Origin of the sequence: Rhodopirellula europaea 6C (genome assembly GCF_000338295.1) — a bacterium.
Lineage (GTDB): Bacteria > Planctomycetota > Planctomycetia > Pirellulales > Pirellulaceae > Rhodopirellula > Rhodopirellula europaea.
Genome location: NZ_ANMO01000184.1, coordinates 1 through 5,361, shown reverse-complemented (window position 1 = coordinate 5,361; position 5,361 = coordinate 1). Strand labels below are relative to the sequence as shown.

At 53.7% G+C, this 5,361-nt stretch carries 3 protein-coding genes; all 3 read right to left on the bottom strand.

What is annotated here, in order from left to right; translation table 11 throughout:
- Window positions 1–173: 173 nt before the first annotated feature.
- The 3 genes from RE6C_RS19065 to RE6C_RS32990 all read right to left on the bottom strand — a co-directional run bounded on the left by RE6C_RS19065 (window position 174) and on the right by RE6C_RS32990 (window position 4,731).
- Window positions 174–1,505 (bottom strand): HEAT repeat domain-containing protein, encoded by a 1,332-nt coding sequence (locus RE6C_RS19065; RefSeq protein ID WP_160167227.1) that lies wholly within the window; start codon window positions 1,503–1,505, stop codon window positions 174–176.
- A gap of 140 nt (window positions 1,506–1,645) precedes the next feature.
- The gene (locus RE6C_RS19060) at window positions 1,646–2,026 is read right to left on the bottom strand and encodes a hypothetical protein (RefSeq protein ID WP_144054832.1); all 381 of its coding nucleotides are present in this window, start codon (window positions 2,024–2,026) and stop codon (window positions 1,646–1,648) included.
- Window positions 2,027–4,203: 2,177 nt separating this feature from the next.
- A complete protein-coding gene (locus RE6C_RS32990) occupies window positions 4,204–4,731 on the bottom strand; it encodes a hypothetical protein (protein WP_008659153.1) in 528 nt (175 codons plus the stop codon).
- Window positions 4,732–5,361: the final 630 nt, after the last annotated feature.

Here is a 5,361-nt window from a genome sequence, read left to right as displayed (position 1 = left end):
AGCGACAAGGTCACTGCCTATAAGAAACGTAGCGCTTCAAGGAAGTGCTCCAGAGGCCAGTACAACGTTTGCAATCACCCGGTCGCGACGAGAGATTGTCCATTTCAAAACGCCCGACTTCGCGACTCGGGTGCATTGCATTGTTCCGTCGTCTTCTGAGTTCGTAATGGAGCCTAACGAATGCTTTCCAGGGCAGCGGAAACTTCATCTTTGAGTGTATCCGATATGCTCGGATCTTGTGCAAGCAATTGAAGAGCCGGGACGGCGGCGGTCGCATCGGAACCAAGATTCGCGAGGGCATCTACCGCGGAACTCGCTGGTTGATCAAACAGCCCATCGTGGTTTCGTAGCGCGCGAGTATAGGCAGCAATCACGCGTGGCTCGGAGATACTACGTGAGCTAAGTGCGTCAATTACGACTTCCACCACCAATTCGTCCTCGTCTTCCATCAAAGGAAGGCAACGTGACACGGCGGAATCGGGGTCAATCGCAAAGAATGCATCTACCAGCCCCCAACGTATCTGTGCGGAAGCGTGTTTCTTCGCACGCTCAAGTGAATCAAGGAGTCCACTTGCAGAAGGACCAAGTTGCGCAATCGCCTCTGGGGCATCATTTTGCACGAACTCGCGATCCCTGTCGTCGAGCAAAAGCTGCCCCAATAAGTCCAGAGCTTGCGGCGGGGGAGACTCCGCTATGTTGCAAATAGCAGTCGCAGACCAAATGCGCACGTTCTTGTTGTAATCTGGCCCGGTTAGAGATTTCAACTTCGGCATCGCGTCCGAGGCATCCGGACCAATTCTTGCCAGAAGGCGAGCAGCGCGGGCCCTTAGTTTTTCTGGTAGTGTGAAGTGATTTGATATCGCGATATAGACATCGGAGTCATCGTCGAGCAATGCGATGACCTCCGGTATCACGGGGCGGATGCGTTTAGACCGTTTGTCCAGCGCGTCGAGCACAGTCCATTTCACCATTGGGTCTGAGTCAAGCAGAAGTTTTCCAAACTGGAACACGGATTCATCACTGTCGTCTGCAACGGCATTCAACGCCGAAATCGCTCGCGAACGCAGGTATACATCGTCGTCGCTACAGAATGGCAGGGTCATTTCGTATGCACGAAGATTCGGCTTGCCAATTCGAGATATTGCTTGGAATGCTCTTGCTCGGGCCCGGTCTGTCTCAAGCTCCGACACTTCCTTCAGAATGGATACTGCTGCCGTCGAAGGTAGGTCGAGCAATTTAAACCAGGCTCGTTCACGCACCGTTTCGCGACCCATCAGGTGTTCGACCACAGCGCGATCGTCGTTCAAGAGCAGCGTGAGTTGTCGCGCAATCTCTGGCTGGTTGAGCGTGTCATCAGGCAACGACGATATCGCAGAGGCGATATCCTGTGCACTACCGGCCTTCAGCGTGGCAAGCGATTCGCTCGTTGCGGCATCCTGTGCGGCGACGCGGTCACACAAGAATAGAACGGTCGCGAGCAAAACAATTGGCGCGAATGAGTGCATACAGGCTGAGACCATGCTGAACGGTCGCCTAAATTTCCGGCAAGACGCTCTGCCGACGGAACATCTAAAATCACCCGGTCGCGACGAGAGATTCTCCATTGTCAAAACGCCCGACTTCGCGACTCGGGTGCATTTTTTTGTTATCCCGCGTTGGGCAGCACGCGTTTTACGTAAGCGGCGACTTCCGGTGTGTCTTCGTGACCACCCCCGATTGCCTCAACAGCAAGCAAGGTGTCTCCCCAGTTCTTTGCTTTCCTAAGTAGTTTTAACACATCTGATCCGTCGAACCACTGTTGAATGATGTCGTCATCGTGATCGAGTCCTTTTTTGACTGCGTCAATTAATTCTTTGGCATCAAAGTCGCCAACGCGTTGCCACTCAGCACACAATGGAACAACCGGGTTGTAGAAGGTGCGCGTCAGGAAGCGTTGAAACGAGGTCAGAGTAGGAACATCGTCGGCGAAATATCGGTAATGTGAATCAGAGTCGAAAAGGTGTTCGTCTTCCCAAGTCCGTAACACGATTTCGTGTCGCCGCACCTCTTTGATTTTGGGCGGCTTCTCCCTCATCGTGTATGGTAGGCCATGCGTGACGACTATGAACATTGCGGGTATGTCGAGCGGGATAACGATTGCCGTAACCGGGCGGCGACGAAAAATTGTCCATTGTCAAAACGCTCGACTTCGCCGCTCCGGTTCACGTCTTGGTTATCGGCACTCTGATGAATCGCGATTCAGTTTAGCCCTTCCCGTCTCCGAGGTACCAGCCATCTGCACCCAGCAGTCGCCGGTCGAGTTCCTTTACGAGCTTGGTGTCACCGGACCATGCTGAAGGGCGACAAACGCGCCGCATGTCTCGCGACAAAATGAATATGACGTGATCGGGCAACTCCCATCGAGTGTGTAGTACAAGCATTGCCATTGCAGAATCGCGTGATGCTTCATACCGCTGCCAAGTTGAATTCCGTCGTTGAACGGGCTCCGGATCAATCGAAGTCAACGTGACACGATCAGCCGATAGCATTGTCATGATCTCGGAGAAACGGTCTTTCGTAAACGCAACTTCACTCATCGGCAGCGATCTTCTCGTGCATCGTCGGTTAGTCCGATAACGTCACGCGTAACCGGGAACGCGCGGGAAGGTTTCTAACGGCCGAATCGCTTTGCTCGCGTTCTCCGGTTCACGCGATGGTTATCCGCGTGCGTCACCCCGTCTGCGACGCAAAGTACAAGTGCATGAACAAAATATCCGGGATGACGTCAACGCGGTGGTGAGAGAAGCAGTATACAGGGCAAACCCGTTCAAAGCGACGAGCTTTGGTCGAACGTTGCCCGCATCTTTGGCGGTCAATCCTAATCCGATTGCATCCATCGCCACGCCACGAAAGTAGACCCAGTTGAATAGAATCGAATTCCATCCGCCCCAAAACGGGAAGCCCTCTCCATTCGCCGCGTTTCATTGCAGTGTCACCTTCGCAGAGCAGCGTGGAAAGCCAACGGTCTGCGGTGTAACATCGGTCGCGAAACCTCCAGCTGTAGCCCGAGCGATCCCGGGAAATCGCAATGGGGTCGAGGCATGAACGTGGCGAGAATACGGCCTCCGTCGCTCGCATTTCGTGGCGGATGGTCATCCGCATTGAGTGAAACTCGGTTGAGGGTAGATGAAGGCAGGGCCGAGCGGGACAGCGACTCCAGTCGGATAACGTCACCAATCACCCGGTCGCGACGAGAGATTTTCCATGGTCAAAACGCCCGACTTCGCGACTCGGGTGCATTGGATGGTTCGCCGTCCAGCTTCATTAATCAATATCGTGGACCGGGAAGACCGGGGCATAGCGACCACAATACGACGAACCATTCACGCCACGAAAATCAGTATTGCAACGAACGCGGGGACTTGGGTATCGGCAACGCATTAGGAGATCAGACATGAAAAAGTGTATTTGGTTTGTTTTGTTGCTCTGCTTAGTTGCAGGCGGCTGCGCTGCTGTTCGCGACATGCTGTCAGGAGGCGGTAGCGACTACGACCGATCTCGTCAGTTCTGGGATCAAACGTCGGATAGTCCATTTCGGTAGCAGGTATTACGGTGTTTAGGTAAACGCAATCTGGCGTCCAGCAAGCACCAGTGGCTCATCGAGTCACCATCACGTGCTGAACGTCATGCGGCGAACGCTACACATCAGCGGGTGGCGGCGAACGATTGACCACTGCCAGAACGCTAATCACCGCCACTCCGTTGCATGTGATGGTTATCCGCCGTCCTGATCGACGCTTGAGCCATCCCAAGTGTGCTGTGGATCAGGCACGAACGTCATACCGTATGCGGGCGAATCGCCGCTACGCAATGTTCCCGAGACAATCCACCCGCCAGGCACCATGGATCGTTGGATATCAACCCCGTTGGCGTTGTACGACAGTATTCTCTCGAACCGCATTTTTGGAGTGGTCCGACGAGGAGTGCCTTCCGCCTGCTCCTGAGCCATGACAGTTCGGGTGGCGAGAACAGATGCTAGGCAAGCAACGAGTGCGACAATTGCAGTGCAAAGCAGTGCGGTCTGTTTGGACATCTGTTGAGTCTCCACGGGGTGAGCGAAGCAGAAATGTGATTTCAGTCGGATAACGACCCGCGTAACCCGGTTGTGGCGAGTGGCGCAGAATTCAAAAAACGGCCCGACCACAACTCGGGTTCACGCGATTGTTATCCGCCGTTGTGAATTAGTGCCGAGCTTCGATGAACGGATAACGCAAAGTAAATCCAAACGACTGGGCACAGGAGACCGAGCAATATGTAGACGCCTGTGAAAATGTTTGCAGAGTCGATGTAGAACACGAATCCGATGAGGCCAGTGACAAACAAAAGTGGAAAGAGGACTACTGGCAGCAAGCGAAGCGCGATTGGTTTCGCGTACCATTCGACTAGTACCGCCAAAGTAGCGGCAAACACGAGGTAGGCCGCAGGTGCAAAACCGAAGCACCAATTCTGCCATCCCCAGGTGGCGATCGGCGACGTCATAAAGGGCGTCAGGTAAATGTAGCCAATGATGGCAGCGAAGCCAGCAAGCAACATTGCGATGTATCGGTAACTGCGAATCTTGCGCAGGGTCGGCGACCGCTGTTCCGCGGGTGATTCGTATGGATTCACAATCGAATGGATTTCTGTCGGATAACGGTCAGCGTCACCTGGCGGTGGCGGCCAGTGTGATTGGAAAACGAAGTTGGTCTCCACCACCGCTCAGTGTGCACGCAATTGTTATTCGTCCGATTTGGATCGAGCACAAGACGAAGGTCGGATGTAGTTTAGTCGTGGGAATCTGGGTTCGTTTCAATGGTCGCGTCGAGACGATTTATCGTCTTAGGCATCAATCGTTGGGAGTGTTCCACTTCGTCGGCCATCATACCAGCGTCAATCGCAGGATCGACTGGAGGCGTCTTGCCGACAGTTTTCGGTGAACCCTCATCTGCGGTGGATTTTGGTGATGTCGCAAGCGAAGCTGTCGTGTCGGATGCCGGTTCGGGAGGCGAGCAACCAGTTGCAGTTACAAGTATCACGAGCAGAACAGGTAGCGAGTAGCGGTGCGTCATTGGATGGGACTCAAGAATGATCAAAGTCGAATAACGATAGATTGAACCCTACTCAGTAGGGTCGTATTCGGGAAAGTCCAGTATACACCCTTACTGAGTTGGGGTGTTTGACCAATATCCCTTGACTCGCCCAAGTAATACGCCCCAACTCAGTTTGGTCGTTTGACCAATATCACTTGACTCGCTCGAGCAATACGACCCTACTGAGTAGGGCCATTTGACCAATATCACTTGACTCGATAGCTTTCCGAGGGATTCGGCAACCTCTCGGCGG